Here is a 20872-nt window from a genome sequence, read left to right on the forward strand (position 1 = left end):
TCGGGTGTCGAGTGGTGATTTTCTGACATGTGACCCGTGACGCGGCGGACGGAAGACTCTCAGGGACCCTCCGTAGACTGGTCGGAACGGCGGAAGAGGAATCAGGCGAGGTGGGAGAGTGACGTTGCTCGAGTCCGTGCACGGACCGGCCGACTTGAAGCGGATGACCCCGGAGCAGCTCGACGAGCTGGCCGCGGAGATCCGGGACTTCCTCGTCGAAAAGGTGCGGCTCGCCGGTGGTCACCTCGGCCCGAACCTGGGTGTGGTCGAGCTGACGATGGCGCTGCACCGGGTCTTCGACTCGCCGAACGACGCCATCGTGTGGGACGTCGGTCACCAGGCGTATGTGCACAAGATCGTCACCGGTCGTCATGACGGCTTCGGCAAGCTGCGCCAGCTCGGCGGCCTCACCGGCTACCCGGCGCGCTGTGAGAGCGAGCACGACCTCGTCGAGAACAGCCACGCGTCGACCGCGCTGTCCTATGTGGACGGTCTGGCGAAGGCGTTCGAGCTCGGCGGGGGCGGCAGGCACGCGATCGCCGTCGTCGGCGACGGCGCGCTGACCGGCGGCATGTGCTGGGAGGCGCTCAACAACATCGCCGCGAACCCGCGCCGCCCGGTCGTCATCGTCATCAACGACAACGGCCGCTCGTACTCGCCGACCATCGGCGGCGTGGCGGACCACCTCGCGTCGCTGCGGCTCAAGCCGGGCTACGAACGCGTGCTGGACCGCGGCAAGGAACTGCTGCGGCACACGCCCATCGTCGGCAAGCCGATCTACGCGGCACTGCACGCGGCCAAGGCGGGGATCAAGGACGCGCTGAGCCCGCAGATGATGTTCTCCGACCTCGGCCTCAAGTACCTCGGCCCGGTGGACGGGCACGATCTGGCCGCGCTGGAGAAGGCGTTCCAGAGCGCGCGCGACTTCGGCGGGGCGGTCATCGTGCACGTGGTCACCGAGAAGGGCCACGGCTACGAGCCCGCGGTGAGCAACCAGGCCGACCAGATGCACCAGACCGACCCGATCGACCCGGAGACCGGCCTGCCGCCGGTCAAGGGCCCGAGCTGGACCGGTGTCTTCGCCGACGAGCTGGTGAAGATCGGCGCCGACCGCGAGGACGTCGTCGCGATCACCGCGGCCATGCTGCGCTCGACCGGGCTGCACAAGTTCGCCGAGGCGTATCCGGATCGCTGGTACGACGTCGGCATCGCCGAGCAGCACGCGGTGACTTCGGCCGCCGGGCTCGCGATGGGCGGCAAGCACCCCGTCGTCGCGGTCTACTCGACCTTCCTGAACCGGGCGTTCGACCAGGTCCTGATGGACGTCGCGCTGCACCGCCAGCCGGTGACGCTGGTGCTGGACCGGGCCGGCATCACCGGACCGGACGGGCCGAGTCACCACGGCATGTGGGACCTCTCGCTGCTGGGCATGGTGCCGGGCATGCGGGTCGCCGCGCCGCGCGACGCCGGCACGCTGCGCGAGGAACTGCGGGAGGCCGTCGCGGTCGAGGACGGGCCGACGGCGCTGCGGTTCTCCAAGGGCGGCGTGATCGACTCCGTGCCCGGCGTCGAACGCGTCGGCACGGTGGACGTCCTGCGCAAACCCGACGGCGACGCCGACGTCCTGCTGGTCGCCGTGGGCGCGTTCGCGATGCTCGGGCTCGCCGCCGCGGACCGGCTGGCCGACCAGGGCATCGGCGTGACCGTGGTGGACCCGCGCTGGGTCGTCCCGGCGCCCGCCGAACTGGTGGCGCTGGCCGAGCAGCACTAGCTGGTCGTGAGTGTCGAGGACAGCGGCCGTCACGGCGGCTTCGGCTCCGCGCTGGCCGCGCTCTTCCGCGACGCCGAATGCGACGTGCCGTTGCGGGACCTCGCGGTGCCGCAGGTGTTCCACGACCACGGTTCACGCGAAGAGGTGCTGGCCCGCGTCGGGCTCACCGCCCAGGACGTCGCGCGGCGGGTCACCGAGTGGTCCGCGAACCTGGCGAGCCGGACACCGGCGCCGGAGGACACGCACCGCTGACAAGCGCTATGAAAGGTCCTTTCGTTGCAAAATTTGCAAGGAAAGGACCTTTCATAGCACGCGCTAGGCCTTCGTCGGGTCGCTGAGCCGACGCCCACCGAGGGCACGCTCGCCGGTCCGTGAGGGCCTCCTTCCCTACCCTGAAGGTAGTGAAGGAGGCCCTCACGGAACACGAAGCGGTGCGCTAGGCCTCCTGGGCGATCGCCACCGCCGGCGTGGCGACAGGCTCCGAGTACGCGTAGACCTCCCGCGGTTCGGGGAAAAGCTTCACCAGCACGGGATACGCGATCGCCGCCGTGCACAGCGTCACCACCATGCTGACGTCGACGCCGCCCGCGATGTCCTTGAACGGCCCGGCGATCATCGGGGTGTTGGCGGTCAGCAGGCCCAGCGTCGTCGCCGGGATCCACGCGGCCATCGCGCGCCAGTTCACGCCCCGGGTGAACCAGTAGCGGCCGCCCTTGCGGCCCTGGTTGAACACCTGGAGATCGTCCGGGTCGTAGAACCCGCGACGCAGCACGAAGCCGATCATCATGATCACCATCCACGGCGAGGTGCACAGCACGATCAGCGTGGCGAAGGCGTTGATGCTGGAGACCATGTCGAGCACGAAGTTGCCGACGAAGATGAACACGACACTGAGCGAGCCGATCAGCAGCGTCGCCTGCACCCGGCTCAGCTTCACGAAGATCGAGCTGAAGTCCAGCCCGGTCCCGTAGAGCGACGTCGTGCCGGTGGACAGCCCGCCGATCAGCGCGACCACGATCAGCGGGATCGCGTACCAGAGCGGGGAGATCGCGGTCAGGCCGGTGATGTAGTCGGCCGGATCGGCGACCAGTGTCGCGGTGGCGATGCCGAAGCCGAACGGCAGCAGCGTCGCCACCTGCGCCAGGAACGGCGCGGCCAGCAGGGAACGGCGGCTGTGGCGTGCGGGGATGTAGCGCGTCCAGTCGCCGAGGAAGGCGCCGAACGAGATCGGGTTCGCCATCGTGGTGAGCGCGGCCAGGATCCAGGTCGGCCAGAAGTCCCCGAGCGCATAGACGCCGGTGCCGGCGAAACCCGGGTCGAACGTGCCGCCGTAGGCCACGATCCCGAGCAGCATGATCGCCGTGCCCAGTACGACGGCGACCCGGTTCACCAGCAGCATGAACCGGTAGCCGTAGATGCACACCACCAGTGTCGCGATCGCGATGACGCCGTACGCGACGCCGCGGAGCACCTCACCGCCGTCGAAGCCGAAGAGCCGTTGCGCGGCACCGGCGACGGCGTCGCCGCTCACCCAGACCGAGATGGCGAAGAACGTGATCGCCGTCAGCAGGGAGAGGAAGGAACCGACACAGCGGCCGACGACGCCGAAATGCGCGCCCGAGGAGACGGCGTTGTTGGTCCGCGTGAGCGGGCCGAACAACGACATCGGCGAGAGCACGAGCGCGCCGACGACCACGCCCGCGACGGTCGCGGCCACCGCGGCCCAGAAGCTCAGGCCGAACGCGATCGGGAGTGTCCCGAGGATGATGGTGGCGAAGGTGTTCGCGCCGCCGAACGCCATCCGGAACAGGTCGCGGGGCCGCGACGTCTGTTCCTCCGGCGGGATCGGCGCGATGCCGTGCTGCTCGACTTCGGTGACCTTGTCACCCATGGGGACCTCCAAGTACGCATTTAGTCCTCTGGATGCGGCCCTTGCACACGCAAGTACCGCATCCAGAGGACGAAATGCGGGTCAGGCGAAGCGGGTCATGACGTGCTTGACGCGGGTGTACTCGGCGAAGGAGTAGGACGAGAGGTCCTTCCCGTGGCCCGAGTGCCCGAAGCCGCCATGGGGCATTTCCGAGACCAGCGGCCCGTGGGTGTTGACCCAGACGCAGCCGAAGTCGAGTTCACCCGAAACGCGGGTCGCGCGTGCCAGGTCGTTGGTCCAGATCGACGACGCCAGCCCGTACGGGACGCCGTTGGCAAGGCGCACCGCTTCGTCCTCGTCCACAAAGGACTGAACGGTGATCACCGGGCCGAAGATCTCCTCCTGCACGATCTCGTCGTCCTGTGTCAGGCCCGAGATCACGGTGGGGGAGAAGAAGAAACCGCGGTCACCGGCGGGGACGCCGCCGGTCTCCACGCGGGCGTGCGACGGCAGCCGCTCGACGAGCCCGCGCACCCGGCCGAACTGCGCCTCGCTGTTGAGCGGGCCGAAGTCCCGGCCGGGGGCCTGCGCGGCGGCGGCCTTGGTGAGTTCCGCGACGAACTCGTCGTGGATCGCCGCGTCCACCAGCACCCGGCTGCCCGCGGTGCAGTCCTGGCCGGCGTTGTAGAACGCCGCGCCGACGATGCCCTCCGCCGCCTCGGCGAGGTTCACGTCGCCGAAGACCAGCAGCGGCGCGTTCCCGCCGAGTTCGAGGTGCGTGCGTTTGAGATCGGCCGCCGCGACGGTGGCGACGTCGATACCCGCGCGGGTCGAGCCGGTGATCGAGACCAGCTCGGTGATCGGGTGCTTCACCAGCGCGCGGCCGGTGTCGCGGTCGCCGCACAGCACGTTGAACGCACCCTGCGGCAGGAACTCCGCCGCGACCTCGGCCAGCAGCACGGCGGTCGACGGCGTGGTCTCGGCCGGCTTCAACACGACGGTGTTCCCGGCGGCCAGCGCCGGGGCGATCTTCCAGACGCCCATCATCAGCGGGTAGTTCCACGGCGCGATCTGTGCGCAGACGCCGACCGGTTCACGCCGGATCGCCGAAGAGTGCCCCGGCAGGTATTCCCCGGACGCGGTGCCTTCGAGTTGCCGTGCGGCACCGGCGAAGAACCGCAGCGCGCTGACGCACTCCGGGATCTCCTCGTCCAGCACCACGGACCGGATCTTGCCGGTCTCACGGATCTCCAGCTCTGCGAACTCCTCCGCGCGTGCCTCGACCGCGTCGGCGATCTTCAGCAGGGCGAGCTGACGCTGGGCGGGGGTGCTCTTGCGCCACACCTTGAACGCCCGTTCGGCGGCGGCCAGCGCGGCGTCCACATCGGACTGCTCGGACAGGACGCTGGTGCCGAAGACCTCGCCGGTGGCGGGATCCACCAGGTCGAGTGTCCGCGAGCCCGACGCCGGTACCTCGGCGCCGTCGACGAAATTGAGGACCTGAGTCATTTCTTCTCCAGGTGGGTCGGCTCGAACATCTTCAGCAGGGCGGGAAGTACGACCACGGACGGCCCCGGCGTGCCCAGCGCGCCGGCGAGGTCCTTCCCGATGGTGTCCAAAGAGGACACCGTCGCGTCGACGCCGAAAGAGCGCGCCAGCGCGGCGAAATCCGGACGGGCGAGTTCGGTGGCGGTGGACTGGCCGAAGGCGCCGGTCAGGTATTCGCGCAGGATGCCGTAGCCGCCGTCGTCGATGACCAGCCACGTGACGTCGAGTCCGTGCTGGACCGCCGTGGCCAGTTCCGCGATCCCGTACATCGCGCCGCCGTCGCCGGACACCGCGAGCACCGGATCGCCGGTGGCGACAGCGCCGCCGAGCGCGCCGGGCAGGCCGTAGCCGAGCCCGCCCGCACCCTGCGCGGTGTGGATCGGGGCGCCCTCGGGATTCCACGCCGACCACGCCCAATAGGCCGCGATCGTCATGTCCCAGAACGTCTGCGTGCCCTCGGGCAGTGCCGCGCGGATGTCTTCGATCAGCTTGCGTTCGACCCCGAGGGGCTGGGCGTCGAGGCGTTCGCGCACCTTGGTCAACAGATCCGCCACCGCGGCTTCGGCGGCACCGTCGGACCGGCGGAACGGCACCTGCTCCAGAAGTCCTTGCAGGACAAGGCGGACATCGGCGTGAATACCCAGCGCCGGATAGTTCGACTCCAGTTTCCCGAGATCGGCCTCGACCTGGATCATCCGGCCGCGCGGAGCGAACTCGCGGTAGTTGCTGGACAGCTCGCCGAGCCCGGAACCCAGGACGAGCAGCACATCCGCGGCCGAGAGGAACTCGGTGCTGTGCCAGTCTTCGACCCACGACTGCCCGGAAAGCTCGTGGTCCCAGCCGAAGACGCCCTTGCCGCCGAACGTCGACAGCACCGGCGCGCGCAGTGCCTCCGCGAGTGCCTTCAGTTCCGCCCGCGCGCCCGAGCGCAGTGCGCCACCACCGGCCAGGATCACCGGATTCTTCGCCGCACCAAGGAGATTCGCGGCCTCGGTGACGAGCTCCGGCAACGGCGCGAGCGGAGCGGGCCGTGCGGTCACCGAGGTGATCCGCGGCAGCTCCGTCGGCGCCAGCAGGATGTCCTGCGGGATCTCGACCCACACCGGGCCGTACGGCGCGGTCGCCGCCGATTCCCAGGCTTCGCGCAGCGCCGTCGGGATCTGGCTGACGGTGCGCACCACGTGCACCGACTTCACGACGTCACGGAAACTGGCCTGCTGATCGGGCAGTTCGTGCAGGTACCCGTGCCGTCCGCCGCCGAGCCCGGCGACCGGGATCTGGCTGGAGATGCCGAGCACCGGGACCGACGCCGCCCGGGATTCCTGCAGTGAGGCCAAAGTCAGCAGCGCGCCGGGGCCGGTCGACACGATCATCGGGGTCACCGGGACCGGGCCTTCGGGGTCCGCCGCGAGCCGGGCGCGGGCGTGCCCGTCGGCCGCGAACGCCAGGTTGTTCTCCACCCGCGAGCTGATCACGCGCAGGTCGTCCGTGCGCCGCAGTGCTTCGAACAGGCCGAGCGCGTGCTGGCCGGGCAGGCCGAACACGGTGCCGGCGCCGAGCGCGCGGAGGGTTTCGACGACGACGTCGCCGCCTATCCGTTGTGTCATTCGCTCTTTCCCAGGCTGAGCAGGCTCACCAGGTCGTAAGCGACGTGGGAGGCCGCGATGGCGGTGATCTCGGCGTGATCGTAAGCCGGGGCGAGCTCCACCACATCCGCGCCGATGAGGTTGCAGTCCCGCAGCCCGCGCAGGATCTCCAGCAGTTCACGGCTGGTCATGCCGCCCGCTTCGGGGGTGCCGGTGCCCGGCGCGTGCGCGGGGTCGAGCACGTCGATGTCGACGGAGATGTAGAGCGGGCGGCCGCCGATGCGCTGGCGCAGCGCGTCGACGGTCTCGGCGACCCCGCGGCGCATGACGTCGCCGGAGGTGACGATGCCGAATCCGAGACGGCGGTCCTCTTCCAGATCCCGCTTGCCGTACAGCGGGCCGCGCGTGCCGACGTGGGACAGCGCTTCGGTGTCGAGGATGCCTTCCTCGGACGCCCGCCGGAACGGGGTGCCGTGGGTGTACGGCTCGCCGAAGTAGGTGTCCCAGGTGTCGAGGTGCGCGTCGAAATGCAGCAGCGCCACCGGTCCGTGCTTCTTCGCCGCCGCCCGCAGCAGCGGCAGCGCGATCGTGTGGTCGCCGCCGACGGTCACCAGGCGGGTCCCGTTCGCGGTCAGCGCCTCGGCCGCGTCCTGCAGGGTCTCGATCGCCTCGCCGATGTTGAACGGGTTGAGCGCGATGTCGCCGGCGTCGACCACCTGCGTTTCGGCGAACGGCGAGACGTCGAGTTCCGGGTGATACGGGCGAAGGAGCCTGCTGGCCTCACGGAGCGCGGCGGGGCCGAACCGCGCGCCGGGGCGGTAGGACACCCCGGCGTCGAACGGCACGCCGACGACGGCGACATCGGCACGCTCGACCTGATCGATCCGCGGCAGCCTCGCGAAGGTCGCGAAACCGGCGAACCGGGGCACCTTGGACGAGTCGACGGGGCCGATCGGGCTCTGCTCAGGCACTGTGTCTCCTTCTTGAGATGTAAGGGTTTCAGGACTTCGAAGCGGCGAGTTTCGCCTCTTCTTCTTCGGCGACCGCGCTGCCGTTCAGACGGCGGGTCCACACGGTGAGGATCTCGTCGGAGGTACGCGGGGTGAGGAAGCTGACCAGCAGGTACACCGCCAGGCTGGAGCCGAGACCCCAGTAGATCGGGCTGTTGGCCTCGACGCCGTCGATGAACATGAACGCGATGACCACGACGGTACCGACGACCATCGACGCGAGCGCGCCCTGACGAGTGCCGCGTTTCCAGGCCAGCCCGCCGATGATCGCGACCAGCAGACCGCCGACGAGGATGTCGTAGGCGATGGTCAGCGCGTTGACGACGTCGTCCACGACCATCGCGATGCCGATCGCGACGACACCGAGGACCAGCGTGGTGACACGGTTCCTGGTGACCTCGTTGACGGCCTTCTTGAGGCCCAGCTTGGAAAGCAGATCCGAGGTGCTGACCGTGGAGCAGGCGATGAGCGCGCCGCTCGCGGTCGACATCATGGCCGACAACGCCGCCGCGAGCACCAGGCCGCGGACCCCGGCGGGCAGCTGATCCTCGACGATGGTCGCGAACGCGTCCTGCGCGCTGGCGAGGTTCGGGTACAGCGTCTTGGCCGCGGTACCGATCAGCGCGCCGGCGAGACCGTAGACCAGGCAGTAGACACCGGAGATGACGCCGCCCCCGGTGGCGATGCCCGGCGTCCTCGCGGTGAACACGCGCTGCCAGATGTCCTGGCCGATGAGCAGGCCGAAGCTGTAGATGAGGAAGTAGGTGAGGATCGTGTCGCCGCCGATGGCGGTGAGTTCGAAATAGCTCTCGTCCAGCCGCGCGGCCATCCCGTCGAAGCCGCCCGCCGAGACGATCGAGACCGGCAGCAGGATGAAGAGGATGCCGATGGTCTTGATGACGAACTGGACGATGTCGGTCAGCGTGATCGACCACATGCCGCCGAGCACCGAGTAGAGCACCACGATCGACCCGCCGATGGCGATCCCGGCCCAGCTCGGCACGTTGAACAGGACCTTGAAGATGGTGGCGAACGCCAGCGTCGAGGTGACGGTCAGCATCAGCGTGTACGCCCACATGACGACGCCGGAGATGGCGCTCGTGGAGCCGCCGTAGCGCAGGTCGAGCATCTCGCCGACGGTGTAGACGCGCAGCTTCACCAGCCGCCGTGCGAACAGCGTGTGCAGGACCAGGATGCCGACGCCGATCGCGATCACGAGCCAGGCGCCGGAGATGCCGTAGGTGTAGCCGAGTTTCACGCCGCCGACCGTCGAAGCGCCGCCGAGGACGACCGCGGACATCGTGCCCGAGTACATGAACCAGCCGAGGCGGCGGCCCGCGACCAGGTAGTCGGATTTGGTCTTGGCCAGCCGCAGGCCGAACCAGCCGACCCCGATCATGCCCGCTATGTAGAGCGCGATCACCGCGTAGTCACCGGCCACGGTGTCCTCCTTGCCTTGGGGCGGTTCGCTTCGTTCGGGCCACCGTAGGTTCGTTCGCGCCTTGAACGACATGGGATGATCCGTCCAAGGCGTCGGAAATCGAGGACGAAATGACCCAAAGCCGTGATCCGTTCGACTCGGATGTGAATGTCCCGTTACGGGCCGTGGTCGGCAACCCGGAACTGGCACTCGACCCGGTCGTGGAGACCCTGCGCCCGGACGCGCTCGACGCCCCGGTGCGCTGGGCGCACGTCAGCGAGCTGCGGGATCCCGCGCCGTACCTGCTCGGGGCGGAACTGCTGCTCACCGCGGGCGTGAACCTTCCGGTGGAGCCGTCCGAGGTCGACCGCTACGTTCGGCGGCTGGCCGACAGCGGGATCTCCGCGCTCGGCTTCGGGCTGACGCCGGGCACCCACGAGACTTTGCCGCCGGCACTGCGGTCGGCCTGCGCGCGGCACGGATTGCCGCTGATCGTCGTCCAGCCGCGGACGCCGTTCCTGGCGATCAGCCGCGCGGTGTCGGTCGCGCTCGCCGAGGACGTCCAGCGGGAACAGCGGCGGATCGCGGCCGCGCGCGAGGCGCTGACCAGGGCCGCGGGCGAGGGGCTCGGCGAACTCGCGAGCGCGCTGGCCGGGCGGCTGCGGGCGTGGGTGGCGCTGGTCGGGGTCGGCGACGTCCTCGCCGCCGACCACGGCGCGCCGTCCCCGCTGCCGGACGAGATCCGGGAACTGGTCGCCACGCTGCGGGCGGGCCGGGGGATTCGCAGCGCGACGACGGAACTGGCCGACGGCACGCATGTCGTCGCGCAACCGGTGTACCCGCAGGCGACGGCGTCACATCTGGTCGTGGTCGGCCGCGTCGAACGGTTCGACGGCGCGGACCGCTCGATCCTGTCGGTCGGGGCGGCGCTGCTCGGGCTGGTGGGCCGCGCGGGTTCGGACGCGGCCGGACTGGGTGCCACCGCCACGGCGTTGCTGCTGGGCGAGACCGACGTGGTCGGCGGGGACGAACGCCGCCTGGTCGCCGGGATCGCTTACCGCCGAGGGCCGAACGAGGTCGCCGCGCGCTACGACTGGTTGCGCGCCAGGCTCGACACCCCGCTCGTGCGGCTGCTGCCCGGGCCACGTTTCACCGCGATCGTCCGTGAGGCGCCGGAGATCGGCGACCTCGACCGGCTCCGCGCCGATGGCTGGCTCGCGGTCGTGGGTTCGCCCGTCCCGCCTGACCGGCTCTCCGAGGCGGGCGCCGAAGTGGAGTTGCTGCTGCGCCGGGCCGCCGCGCTGGAACGGCCGGTGGTGGCGGAGGCGTCCGGGCTCGGCCTGGACGCGCTGATCGCCCCGGACGCGGCGGCCGGATTCGCCGCCCAAGCGCTGGCGCCGCTGCGCGAACTCGACCGGAAGGGCGACCGCGAACTGGTCGACACGCTGCGAACCTGGCTCGCGCACCACGGCGGCTGGGACCGGACGGCCGCCGAACTCGGCGTGCACCGCAACAGCGTCCGGCACCGGATCGGGCAGATCGAACGGGCACTGGAGGTGGACCTGGCGGATCCGGAGGTCCGGATGCGCCTGTGGTTCGCCCTCCGCTGGGCCTCGTGAGCGGTCGCGGTCGTGGGATGTCGTGAAGGGCCCCTTTGAGACGTTGAAGGTCTCAAAGGGGCCCTTCACGACATAAGAGCGCGAAGCCGGTCACGAGTCCAATCAGGTCACTCTCAGGAATCTGTGGCAACGTAGGGTCGTGCGAATTCTGGTAGTCGAAGACGAAGAACCCCTCGCCGACGCGATCGCACGCGGCCTGCGGCGCGAGGGGATGGCGGTGGACATCGCGCTCACCGGTGACGACGGGCACGAGAAGGCCGCCGTCACCCGGTATGACGTCGTGCTGCTCGACCGCGACCTGCCCGGTATGTCCGGTGATGACCTGTGCCGCGAGATCGTCGCGTCCGGCGAGCTGACCCGCGTGCTGATGCTCACCGCGAGCAGTTCCGTTTCGGACCGCGTCGACGGGCTTTCCCTCGGCGCCGACGACTATCTCGCCAAGCCGTTCGCCTTCCCCGAACTCGTCGCGCGGGTGCGGGCGCTGGGCCGTCGCGCGACCCCGGCCGCGCCGCCGCTGCTGACTTCGGGCGACGTCGAACTGGATCCGGCGAGGCGGACCGTCCGCCGCGCGAGCGGTCCGGTCGAGCTCACCCGCAAGGAGTTCGGCGTGCTGGAGGTGCTGCTGTCGGCCGCCGGTTCGGTGGTCAGCAGCGAAGAACTGCTCGAACGCGTGTGGGACGAGAACGCCGACCCGTTCACCACCACCGTCCGGGTCACCGTGATGACACTGCGGAAGAAGCTCGGCGAGCCGGGCATCATCGAGACCGTCGTCGGCTCCGGCTACCGGGTGCCGGAGCAGGGGACCGCACGCGGGTGAACCTGTCCGGTGCCCGCAGCCTGCGCGCGCGGGTCACGTTGCTCGCGACCGGGCTGGTGGCGCTGGTCAGCCTCCTGTTGCTCTGGCTGACCTGGAATCTGGTCGGTGACGCGGTTTCCGCCGTTCCGCAGTTGCCGCCGGGCACCACGGTGCGGGTCGACGGCGTCGAGGTCGACGCTTCCGCCGTCACCGAGCATCTGCGGGTGTACGCCCGGAATCGGGTGCTGCTGTTCGGCGCGGCCGCCTTCTGTTTCGTCGTGCTGGCGGCGGGGATCCTCGCGTGGACGTTCACCGCGCGGGTCCTGCAGCCGCTGCGTGAGATCACCGGGACGGCGCGGCGTCTGTCGATCGAATCGATGGGGGAGCGGATCGGCGAGGTCCGCACCAAGGACGAACTCGCCGAGCTGGCCGAGACCTTCGACGACATGCTCGACAGGTTGCAGGCCGCGTTCGACGCCCAACGGCATTTCGTCGCGAACGCCAGCCACGAACTGCGGACGCCGCTCGCGGTCATCCGCACCGAACTCGACGTCACCCTGGCCGACGAGCAGGCCGACGAGGCCGAATTACGCCGGATGGCGGGTGTTGTCCGCGACGCCACCGAGCGAGCCGAGCGGCTGGTCGGTTCGCTGCTGCTGCTCGCGCGCACGGACGGCGCGGGACTGGTGGCCAGGGAACCGGCCGATCTCGCGGTGATCGTCGCGACCGCGTGGCGAGCGGTACGCGCTGACGCCGAGAAACGCGGTATCCGCACCGAATTCGCGACCCAGGGCGCGCCGACGTTCGGTGATCCCGCGCTGCTGGAACGGATCGCGGGCAATCTGCTGGAGAACGCCGTGCGGCACAACGTCGAGGGCGGCTGGCTGGACGTCGTCACGCAGGCCGGTCCACAGTGGTCGGTGCTGCGGGTGCGGTCTTCCGGCGGCCTGCTCGACCCCGCCGCGGTCCCCGAACTGTTCGAGCCGTTCCGCCGGGCAGGCGTCGCCAGGACCGCCCGCACCGGCGCCGGTCTGGGGCTGTCGATCGTGCGGGCCGCGGTCCAAGCGCACGGCGGCACGGTGTCCGCGGAACCCGTTGTGGGCGGCGGTCTTTCGGTGACCGTCCACCTTCCCGCTCTGCCTTGACCTGCCGCTGGGGTTACGGTTCAAGGATGGTCCCCAGCATGAGGCTGAACAACGGAACGTCCCTTCCCCAGCTCGGGTTCGGGGTGTACAAGATCGGCGACGACGAGGTCGTCGGCGCGGTCCGCACCGCCATCGAGGCGGGTTACCGCGCCATCGACACGGCGACCCTGTACGCCAACGAACGCGGCGTCGGCGAGGCCATCCGCACCAGCGGGCTGCCCCGCGAGGAACTGTTCGTCACCACGAAACTGTGGAACACCGAGCACGGCTACGACTCGGCGTTGCGTGCCTTCGACACCAGCCTGGGCGAACTCGGTCTCGAGTACGTCGATCTGTACCTCATCCACTGGCCGCTGCCGTCGCAGGACAAGTACGTGGAAACGTGGCGGGCGCTGGAAAAGATCGCCTCGGACGGCCGGGCGAAGGCGATCGGCGTCTCGAACTTCCAGATCCCGCATCTGGAACGGCTGATCGAGGAGACCGGGACGGTCCCCGCGGTGAACCAGATCGAATGCCACCCGTGGTTGCAGCAGCCGCTGCTCCGGAACTTCCACGAGAAGCACGAGATCCTCACCGAGGCGTGGGGCCCGCTGGCGCGCGGCGGAGAGCTGCTCGCCGACGAGAAGATCACCACGATCGCGGAGAAGCACGGCAAGACCCCGGCGCAGGTCGTCCTGCGCTGGCATATCGAGATGAACCACCTGGTGATCCCGAAATCCGTCACGCCGGAACGGATCAAGGAGAACATGGACGTCTTCGACTTCGCCCTCGACGCGCACGACGGCGCCGCGATCGCGACGCTGGAGCAGGGGAAGCGGCTGGGACCGGATCCGGACAAGCTCGGCGCCTAGGGTTCCGGAAGTGTCATGAAAGGGTCGTTCAGGACGAAAAATGTCCTGAACGACCCTTTCATGACATCCGCGAAACGCCTACCGCACGTCCACGAAGATCGGGTTCCCGTACAGCCACAGGTCTTCGAACGGGTTCGACTGCCCGATCACGTCGGTGCTCGGTTCGATCCCGCCTGGCACGTGCTTCTTGCCGTCCGTGCCGCGCGTGCGTACGAAGAACGGCTCGCGCACGTTGCGGAAGGTGTGCCGGAAGGCCACTCGCCGCCCCGGCGCCCACCGCGGTTCGAAGGACCGCACGACGCGCGTGCCCGGAGCGGTCTGCGTGTCCGGGTCGGTGGCCGGGCCGGTCACCGGTCCCGAAACGAGGTCGAGCCGCGCGAGCCGGGGGATCGTGCCGCCGCCGTTCGGCCTGGCCGCCAGTTTCGCCGAGACGACGACCGTGACGTCGGATCCGCGCCGGACTCGCAGCCTGCCGCCCATCGTCGCCGAGCTCCAGCCGCTGTACGCGCCGAACTCCAGTTCCTGCGCGAGCCCGCCGTGCGCCACCCAGACGCGTCCCGCACGCAGGCCTTCCAGCACGCCTTCGTGGCTTCGACGGGACACGCCGACGACGGTCCGGCTGAACTCGGCGGGCGCGAAGTCCGCGTACGGGGGCAGGGTCTGCGGGACGCCGGTGTCGATCGGGTCCGGGTAGGCGCCGTGCTCGTCGTAGTACCCGTCCGGGACGCCGGGCCGGACGTGGGTGTCGCCGCGGTTGTAGTGCGAGTCGGAGTTGCTGGTGATCCACCACGGCTTTCCTTCGGCCAGCAGCGAATCCCACAGCCCGCCGACGGTCGCGGTGCTCCAGTCGAAGCCGCCGTAGGTGCGGTAGGCCGATTCCGGGAAGCCCGGCCACGAGTTCGCGCCGGGGGAGTTGCCGTAACCGCCGCGCGCGCCACCGCCGCTCCCGAGCGGTTTCGGGAAGCCGTCGGCCTGCGCCCCCGGCGCGCCTTCCATGCCGATGACGATGCCGGGCGCGGCGTCGCGCAGCGCGCGGATCTCGTGCGGGGCGATCCGGCCGTTGCGCAGCGGATGGTTGATCACCACCACCGGCGCGTGGATCCGGCGGGCCCGCTCTTCGGTGGCGAGCCAGCGGATCGCCTTGAGCGCCAGCGCCTCGTTGTCCGGCGTGCCCGTTTCGGTCCCGGTCAGCCGCCAGTCGAAGGCGCGCTCGAACTCGCGCAGTTTCGCGGCCTGATCCGCGCCGGCCTGGAAGAACAGCGTCGCGTGCTCGGCGCCCGGCACGTTCCACTCCATGCCTTGCCACAGCAGGAGATCGCGGTGCTCGCGCTGTGCCGCCCGGATCGCGGCGTTCGTCCGCTCCACCGACGACTTCTCGTGCGCGGCGTGGCCGTGATCGGTGATCACCGCCCAGTCCGCACCGTGCCTGCGGGCGGCGTCGGCGATTCCGTCCACCGTGTACATCGCGTCGTAGGAATACTGCGTGTGGATGTGGTGATCGCCCACCAGCCACCGGTAGCGGTCCCGGCCGAAGAGGAGGTTGACATCGATGTCGAGATCGAGGTCGAGGGCTTCCGCCGGGGTGGTGGCGGCGAGCGGCGCACCCGCGGCCGCCGCGGACACGAGGCCCGCACGCTTGAGGAATCCGCGGCGGTCGACGCCGGGCTTTTCGCTGTTCACCGGCGGCACGCTAAAGAGCCTCGCTGAACGGGCGGTGACCGGACGGCCAACGCGCGGCGCCGTGTGACGATCGTCGCCGTCGCGGTACGCAGCTCGTCTCCCCGGGGGATGGCCGGGGAGACGAGCTTTGCGAACAGACACCAAGTGTTCATGAAAACGCAGTTGTCCGCCACGAAATCCACGAGAAACGCAAAAAACCACCGCCTGCGATCAAGAGATCGCCGACGGTGGCCTTTTGGCAGAGGTCAGGAGAGCGGAACGCTCGCCACACCCGGGGCCAGGAACGGCTTGCCGTTGACCTTCTCGGACACGCCCGCCCGGTCCAGGTACGGCGTGATGCCGCCCAGCCAGAACGGCCAGCCCGCGCCGAGGATCAGGCACAGGTCGATGTCCTGCGCCTCCGCGACCACGCCCTCGTCGAGCATGATCCGGATCTCCTCGGCGATCGCCGCCAGCGCGCGGTCACGCACCTGCTCGGAGGTCGACGGCGAGTCGCCGCGCTGCCAGAGTTCGGCCACCTCGGGATCGACGGTGGCGTTGCCGTGAGCGTCCCACTGCCAGACGCCCTTCTTACCCGCCTTGACGAAGCGGTCGAGGTTCTCGCTGACGGTGAACCGGTCCGGGAACGCCTCGTGCAGGGTCTCCCCGACGTGCAGGGCGATCGCCGGGCCGACCAGCTGCATCAGCGTCAGCGGCGTCATCGGCAGGCCGAGCGGCTCGAGCGCCTTGTCCGCGACCTCGAACGGCGTGCCCTCGTCGACGGTCACCAGCACCTCGCCGAGGAACCGCAGCAGCAGCCGGTTGACCACGAACGCGGACGCGTCCTTGACCAGCACGCTCGACTTCTTGAGCTGCTTGCCGAGGGCGAACGCGGTGGCCAGCGCGGCGTCGTCGGTCTTCTCCGCGCGGACGATCTCCAGCAGCGGCATCACCGCGACCGGGTTGAAGAAGTGGAACCCGACCACGCGCTCCGGATGCTTGAGCTGCGACGCCATCGCGGTGATCGACAGCGACGAAGTGTTCGTCGCGAGGATCGCCTCGGGGGAGACGTACTGCTCCAGGTCGGCGAAGACCTTCTGCTTGACGCCCAGTTCCTCGAACACCGCTTCGATCACGAAGTCGGCGTCGGCGAACGCGGCCTTGTCGAGCGAGCCGGTGACGAGCGCCTTGAGCCGGTTCGCGCCGTCCGGCGAAACCCGCTTCTTGGCCAGCAGCTTGTCGATCTCACCGTGCACATAGGACACACCCTTGTCGACGCGTTCCTGGTCGACGTCGGTGAGCACCACGGGCACCTTGAGGCGGCGGACGAACAGCAACGCCATCTGGCTGGCCATCAGGCCCGCACCGACGATGCCGACCTTGTTCACCTTGCGCGCCAGCGACTTGTCCGGTGCACCCGCCGGCCGCTTGGCCCGCTTGTTGACCAGGTTGAACGAGTACAGCCCGGCACGCAGCGTGTCGTCCATGAGCAGTTCGGCGAGCCCGTCGGTCTCGGCCGCGTAGCCGCGGTCGAGGTCGTTCTCGCGGGCCAGTTCCAGCAGATCGACGGCCTTGGTCGCGCCGGGCGAGGCACCCTTGGTGCGTCCGTCCACAATGGCCTTGGCACGGGCGATCGCGGCGTCCCAGCCCGCGCCGCGGTCGATCTCGCGGCGGGCGGGGGTGATCTCGCCGTTGACGACCTTCGCCAGCCACAGCAGGGACTGCTCGAGGTAGTCGGCCGAACCGAAGACCTCGTCGACGATGCCGAGTTCCGCCGCCTGCGCGACCTTGAGCATCTTGTTCTGCGCCAGCGCGTTCTCGATGATCACGGTGACCGCGGCGTCCGGCCCGATCAGGTTCGGCAGCAGCTGCGTGCCGCCCCAGCCCGGGAACAGGCCGAGGAAGACCTCGGGGAACGCGATCGCGGCGGTGTTCTCCGAAAGCGTGCGGTAGTGGCAGGAAAGCGCGAGTTCGAGCCCGCCGCCCATCACCGCGCCGTTGATGAACCCGAACGTCGGGATCTCGGTTTCGGTGAGGCGCCGGAACACGTCGTGCCCGGTCTGCGCGATTTCCCGCGCCAGCGCCGGATCCGCGACCGCTTCGACACCGGAAAGGTCGGCGCCGACGGCGAAGATGAACGGCTTGCCGGTGACCGCGATCGCGGCGGGTTCCGCGGCGAAGGCGGTGTCGATCGCGGCGTTGAGGCTCACCAGGCCCTGCGGGCCGAAGGTGTTCGGCCGGGTGTGGTCGTGGCCGTTGTCCAGGGTGATCAGCGCGACCGGCTTGTCGAGGCCGGGCACCTTCACCAGACGCGTGACCGCGTTCGTGACGACCTCGTCGGGGAAGGCGGCTTTCGCCTGCTCAGCGGTGAAAGTCATTACTTCGCCCCCTCAAAGGCCGGGTTCTCCCAGATCACAGTGCCGCCCATGCCGATGCCGATGCACATGGTGGTCAGGCCGTAGCGCACGTCGGGGCGCTCGGCGAACTGACGCGAAAGCTGCGTCATCAGCCGGACACCGGACGACGCGAGCGGGTGACCGCAGGCGATCGCGCCACCCCACTGGTTGACGCGGGGGTCGTCGTCGGCGATGCCGAAATGGTCGAGGAAAGCGAGCACCTGGACGGCGAACGCCTCGTTGATCTCGAACAGGCCGATGTCGTCGATCGACAGACCGGTGCGCTTGAACAGCTTCTCGGTGGCGGGCACCGGGCCGATGCCCATGACCTCCGGTTCGACACCGGCGAAGGAGTAGCCCACCAGGCGCATGCCGATCGGCAGACCGAGTTCGCGGGCGGTGTCCTCATCGGCGAGCAGGGCCGCGGTGGCGCCGTCGTTGAGACCGGCCGCGTTGCCCGCGGTGATCCGGCCGTGCGGGCGGAACGGCGTCTTCAGCCCGGCGAGCTGCTCGACGGTGGTACCCGGCCGCGGCGGCTCGTCCTCGGTCGCGAGACCCCAGCCGAGTTCCTTCGAACGGGTCGCGACCGGGACCAGCTCGGGGCCGATCTTGCCGGTCTTCACCGCTTCGGCGTACTTCTCCTGGCTGCGCGCGGCGAAGGCGTCGGTGCGCTGCTTGGTGATCTCGGGGAACCGGTCGTGCAGGTTCTCCGCGGTCTGGCCCATCACGAGCGCCGTCGGGTCGACGAGCTTGTCGGCGATGATGCGCGGGTTCGGGTCGACGCCCTCGCCCATCGGGTGGCGGCCCATATGCTCGACGCCGCCGGCGATGGCGATGTCGTACGCGCCGAAGCCGATGCCGCTCGCGGTCGTGGTGACCGCGGTCATCGCGCCCGCGCACATGCGGTCCAGCGCGAAACCGGGCACCGACTTGGGCAGGCCCGCCAGCAGCGCGGCGGTGCGGCCGATGGTCAGGCCCTGGTCCCCGATCTGGGTGGTGGCGGCGATCGCCACCTCGTCGACGCGTTCGGGCGGCAGCTCGGGATGCCGCCGCAGCAGTTCACGGATGGCGTTGACGACGAGGTCGTCGGCACGGGTGCCGGCGTACATGCCTTTGTCGCCTGCCTTGCCGAAGGGCGTTCGCACCCCTTCGACGAAGGCGACATTGCGTACCGACCGCGCGTTCGGCGCGAGCGGTGTTGCTCCTGCGGCCACGAATGCTCCTGAAGTAGAGGTAGTCCTGTCCGCACCCTAGCCCCGGTTACCCGTCGGTAACCAGGATGGTGGCCCGGTCGAGTGGGGGAAGGCACACTCCCGGGTGCGCCCGGGTCGGCCGCTTGGCCGATCCGGGGGCGGTGGGGAAGTTGCTATGTTCGACGTGATCAGGGGGAGGGATCACGATGACATCGCCGGGGCCGGCCGTCACCCGTCGCGCGTTGCTCGGGATGGCGGTCCTGGCGCCGCTGGCCGCCTGCACTCGCGGGACGCCGCCGCCGAGCCCGTCGGCCCCTCCACCGCCGCCCCCGCCTTCTCCCTCCCGGCAGTTCCACGACCGGTTGATGGAGCTGGAGAAGAAGTTCGACGCCAGGCTCGGCGTGTACGCGCTCGACACCGAAGGCGGCGGCACGGTCGAGCATCGCGCGGACGAGCGGTTCGCGTTCTGCTCGACGTTCAAAGGCGTCGCGGCTGCCGCCGTCCTGCAGCGCAACCCGTTGTCGCATCTGGAAACCCGGGTCAGCTACTCCCGGGAAGACCTGATGAAACACGCTCCGGTCACCGGACAGCATGTCGCCACCGGCATGACGATCCGCCAGCTGTGCGACGCCGCCGTCCGGTTCAGCGACGGCACCGCGGGCAACCTGCTGCTGCGGGACCTCGGCGGCCCCGCCGCGCTGACGGCGTTCACTCGCAGCCTCGGCGACACCGTCACGCGGATGGACCGGGTCGAACCGGCCATCACCGAGGCCACCCCGGGCGACCTTCGCGACACCACGACTCCGCGCGCTTTCGCCGCCGACTACCGCGAGATCGTGCTGGGCGACGCGCTGACGGCCGACAAACGCGACTTCCTCCGCGACCTGCTCCAGCGCAACGCCACCGGCGCCGACCGGATCCGGGCGGGCCTGCCGCCCGGCTGGACCGTGGCCGACAAGACCGGGACGGGCGACTACGGCACGTTGAACGACATCGCCGTCGTATGGCCGCCGGCCAAAGCCCCGATCGTGCTGGCGATCATGTCCAGCAAGGCGGCCAAGGACGCTCCCTACGACCAGGCGCTGCTCGCCGAGGCCGCGAAGTACGTGGCCGAAACCCTCACGTGAGGGAATCCGGAACTCGCGTGATTGAAGACGTAACTCGCGTGTCTGGAGGCGTAACTCGCGTGATCGGAGGAGTTACGCCTTTAATCACGCGAGTTACGCGTCCAATCACGCGAGTTACGTGTTAGTTGCCGGTTGCGCTGGGGAGCAGGGCGGGGCAGCCGCCGGTGGCATAGGCCGGGTCGTACTCGAAGTGCCACTTCTCGTTGTCGTAGCGGCGGCACCAGCCGAGCGCACCACCGTGCTCGTCCACCCACGCGGCCGAGTTCAGCGGCTGGATGTCGACGGCGATTCCCTTGACGTGCATGGACGTCTCCGGTTGCAGCGCCCACTTCTTGGCCTGCTCCACGGAGCCGAACCGCTCGACGGCCTTGTCGAACTCGCGTTGCTGCTGACTCCGGCTGCGCTTGCCGTCGTTCACGCAGAGCGTGATGTTCTGTGCCTTGGCCTTGGCGCGCATGGCGTTCCACGCTTCGATCACGTCCGGGCGCATACCGAAGGTGTCCTCGTCGACATAGCGTTTGTCGACGGCGCACGTCGGCCCGCTCTCGGGGCCGGGGACCTCTTCGAGGATCGCGAGCGGTTGCCCGTTCACCGTCTTGACGGCCACGCCGGTGGCTCCCAGCGTCACCATCGCGATCCCGACGAGACCCAGCGCCACGAGCACGCTGATCGCGGTCCGGCGGCTGGAGATGACTGTGGTGGGCACCACTCCGAAGCTACCCAGTGTCCGGCGGGCCGCCAGGGTTTGTGACGTTGTTCCCAGAACGTCCCTGGAGGCCAACCGAATCGGAAAAGCCCTGGTGAGCGGCACGCACCGCAGAGGTTTCGTGTCCTGAAGGGCACCTTGAGACCTTCAACGTCTCAGAGGTGCCCTTCAGGAC

Annotated in this window: 14 protein-coding genes and 1 pseudogene; 6 read left to right on the forward strand and 9 right to left on the reverse strand. The window is 69.5% G+C overall.

Annotation, left to right across the window (positions count from 1 at the left end):
- Positions 1-118 precede the first annotated feature (118 nt).
- A pseudogene (gene dxs, locus DMH03_RS20960) lies at positions 119-2023 on the forward strand (1-deoxy-D-xylulose-5-phosphate synthase).
- A 184-nt stretch (positions 2024-2207) separates the two neighbouring features.
- Here dxs and DMH03_RS20965 read toward each other — a convergent pair.
- The 5 genes from DMH03_RS20965 to DMH03_RS20985 form a co-directional block, all read right to left on the reverse strand.
- Complete coding sequence (locus DMH03_RS20965; RefSeq protein ID WP_125793664.1) at positions 2208-3662, reverse strand: cytosine permease; 1455 nt, start codon at positions 3660-3662, stop codon at positions 2208-2210.
- Between the two features lie 81 nt (positions 3663-3743).
- Complete coding sequence (locus tag DMH03_RS20970; protein WP_125793665.1) at positions 3744-5150, reverse strand: aminobutyraldehyde dehydrogenase; 1407 nt, start codon at positions 5148-5150, stop codon at positions 3744-3746.
- The gene (locus tag DMH03_RS20975; RefSeq protein WP_125793666.1) at positions 5147-6796 is read right to left on the reverse strand and encodes a thiamine pyrophosphate-binding protein; all 1650 of its coding nucleotides are present in this window, start codon (positions 6794-6796) and stop codon (positions 5147-5149) included. The genes DMH03_RS20970 and DMH03_RS20975 overlap by 4 nt, the downstream gene beginning before the upstream one ends.
- A complete protein-coding gene (gene speB / locus DMH03_RS20980) occupies positions 6793-7746 on the reverse strand; it encodes an agmatinase (protein ID WP_199748951.1) in 954 nt (317 codons plus the stop codon). Before speB ends, DMH03_RS20975 begins: the two co-directional genes overlap by 4 nt.
- Positions 7747-7774: 28 nt before the next feature.
- Positions 7775-9226 (reverse strand): sodium:solute symporter, encoded by a 1452-nt coding sequence (locus DMH03_RS20985; protein WP_125793667.1) that lies wholly within the window; start codon positions 9224-9226, stop codon positions 7775-7777.
- A gap of 110 nt (positions 9227-9336) precedes the next feature.
- On the opposite strand from DMH03_RS20985, the gene DMH03_RS20990 reads away from it, so the two are divergent.
- From DMH03_RS20990 to DMH03_RS21010, 4 genes are all read left to right on the forward strand, one after another.
- Positions 9337-10824 (forward strand): PucR family transcriptional regulator, encoded by a 1488-nt coding sequence (locus tag DMH03_RS20990; protein ID WP_199748952.1) that lies wholly within the window; start codon positions 9337-9339, stop codon positions 10822-10824.
- A 139-nt stretch (positions 10825-10963) separates the two neighbouring features.
- Positions 10964-11641: a response regulator transcription factor gene (locus DMH03_RS21000; protein WP_007033550.1), complete on the forward strand. Its 678-nt coding sequence runs from the start codon at positions 10964-10966 to the stop codon at positions 11639-11641.
- Positions 11638-12765, forward strand: a complete 1128-nt coding sequence (locus tag DMH03_RS21005; RefSeq protein WP_125780295.1) for a cell wall metabolism sensor histidine kinase WalK — start codon at positions 11638-11640, stop codon at positions 12763-12765. The genes DMH03_RS21000 and DMH03_RS21005 overlap by 4 nt, the downstream gene beginning before the upstream one ends.
- 26 nt (positions 12766-12791) lie before the next feature.
- A complete protein-coding gene (locus tag DMH03_RS21010) occupies positions 12792-13616 on the forward strand; it encodes an aldo/keto reductase (protein WP_125793669.1) in 825 nt (274 codons plus the stop codon).
- Between the two features lie 78 nt (positions 13617-13694).
- Here DMH03_RS21010 and DMH03_RS21015 read toward each other — a convergent pair whose 3' ends face one another.
- The 3 genes from DMH03_RS21015 to DMH03_RS21025 all read right to left on the reverse strand — a co-directional run bounded on the left by DMH03_RS21015 (position 13695) and on the right by DMH03_RS21025 (position 18885).
- Positions 13695-15296, reverse strand: a complete 1602-nt coding sequence (locus DMH03_RS21015; protein WP_125793670.1) for a PHP domain-containing protein — start codon at positions 15294-15296, stop codon at positions 13695-13697.
- A 245-nt stretch (positions 15297-15541) separates the two neighbouring features.
- A complete protein-coding gene (locus tag DMH03_RS21020) occupies positions 15542-17653 on the reverse strand; it encodes a 3-hydroxyacyl-CoA dehydrogenase NAD-binding domain-containing protein (RefSeq protein WP_125793671.1) in 2112 nt (703 codons plus the stop codon).
- On the reverse strand, positions 17653-18885 hold the full coding sequence (locus DMH03_RS21025) for a thiolase family protein (RefSeq protein ID WP_125793672.1): 1233 nt from the start codon (positions 18883-18885) through the stop codon (positions 17653-17655). The genes DMH03_RS21020 and DMH03_RS21025 overlap by 1 nt, the downstream gene beginning before the upstream one ends.
- A gap of 185 nt (positions 18886-19070) precedes the next feature.
- On the opposite strand from DMH03_RS21025, the gene bla reads away from it, so the two are divergent.
- The gene (gene bla, locus DMH03_RS21030) at positions 19071-19991 is read left to right on the forward strand and encodes a class A beta-lactamase (RefSeq protein WP_125793673.1); all 921 of its coding nucleotides are present in this window, start codon (positions 19071-19073) and stop codon (positions 19989-19991) included.
- 121 nt (positions 19992-20112) lie between these two features.
- Here the strand turns inward: bla and DMH03_RS21035 are convergent, their stop codons facing one another.
- Entirely contained in the window at positions 20113-20700 is a 588-nt protein-coding gene (locus tag DMH03_RS21035; protein ID WP_125793674.1) for a D-alanyl-D-alanine carboxypeptidase family protein, read from the reverse strand.
- Positions 20701-20872 lie beyond the last annotated feature (172 nt).

Origin of the sequence: Amycolatopsis sp. WAC 01376, from assembly GCF_003947415.1 — a bacterium.
Classification (GTDB): domain Bacteria; phylum Actinomycetota; class Actinomycetes; order Mycobacteriales; family Pseudonocardiaceae; genus Amycolatopsis.